2 protein-coding genes are annotated in these 1,284 nt (G+C 38.9%); both read right to left on the reverse strand.

The window, feature by feature from the left end; genetic code table 11:
* Positions 1 to 752 (reverse strand): asparagine synthetase B family protein (locus WKT11_RS19745; protein WP_445291962.1); only part of this gene is annotated, 752 nt, incomplete at its 3' end.
* Positions 753 to 967: 215 nt separating this feature from the next.
* Entirely contained in the window at positions 968 to 1,111 is a 144-nt protein-coding gene (locus tag WKT11_RS19750; protein ID WP_173704898.1) for a hypothetical protein, read from the reverse strand.
* Between the last annotated feature and the right edge of the window lie 173 nt (positions 1,112 to 1,284).

Genomic DNA, 1,284 nt, shown 5'->3' on the forward strand with positions numbered 1-1,284 from the left:
CTTAAAATCTCTGCAAGCTGGCTCCGCAGCTGATCCATATTCGTCTTACGGTTCCACTTGCCAGGTGTAAGCTTTGTTTTGAAATAAGTCTTTATTTCATAGTTTCCGTTTTTATATAAAAGCATATGTCCGGGCATAAGTTTATAGATTCCCTTAAAAAAGGTCTCTTCCAGAGGGGCATATTGAAATGACAAATACTGCTCCAGGGCCTTCTGATTTACTTTTCTTTCATAGCCTGGAAATGCAAGAATACTCTTAATTTCAGAAGCAAATACAAAGTGTCCATCTATTTCGGCATAGTACACAGGCTTAATTCCAAAGAAATCCCTTGCAAGCATCAAAGTCTGCTCTTTTTCATTCCATACTGCAAACCCAAACATTCCCCTGAGCTTATCCAGTGCCTTCTCACCATACTGTTGAATGGTATTTACCAGAACTTCCGTGTCAGAATGGGTACAGAAAGAAATGCCGGAAGCCTCAAGTTCTGCCCGCAGTTCCTTATAATCATAGATTTCCCCATTAAAAACAATATGCAGGTTTCCGTCCGCACTTTCCATAGGCTGCTGCCCATCTTCTAAATCAATAATACTAAGTCTTCGAAAGCCCAGCGTAATCTTCTCCCTGCAAAAAGAGCCTTCACTATCCGGGCCTCTATGTTCAATGGCTTTCATCATCCTTTCAATTACTGTCTTCTGATCCTGTCTGTAACCTGTAAATCCACAAATCCCGCACATTTCTTCCTCCGTATCCATTTGATGTAGTTTAGACACTGCAACGACTTTTGTTACAGTCCAAAATTATTTTTATCGATATTTTATCATAAAAATGTCTGTTTGTTGTAAAATAAAAATGTCTTTCTTATCAAATAATTATATTTCAAAATAGCTTTTATATCTCATATAACATTTTATAAAAAAAGAAATGTTTTCCATTCCCTTATTTGCTTACGGAAAACGTTTCTTTTCATTTACTCTTCATAAAGATTTCCGTTCTCATCGATCCAGGTTCCATCTCCGTTATTGTAAAGGACTCTGGATTCTTCATCGCCTTCATCTGCTGCTACAATTGATGCCACACCGGACGCAGTATTGAATCCACTGGTATATGGCACGCCTGCCCCGGTCGCAGGCAGATACAGTTTCGTATGAACAAGCCCTGCCAGAAGCGGTGTGGTAAGACCTGCATTCTGCCTGAGTTCCGGTATTCTGCGTATTTTTTCAGATGAATAATAAATCGTTTCTTTTAAGCAATTTTTCTAAACGTTTTTTGATTCGACCACATTGG

The organism is Blautia sp. HCN-1074, assembly GCF_037890165.1.
Lineage (GTDB): Bacteria > Bacillota > Clostridia > Lachnospirales > Lachnospiraceae > Blautia_A.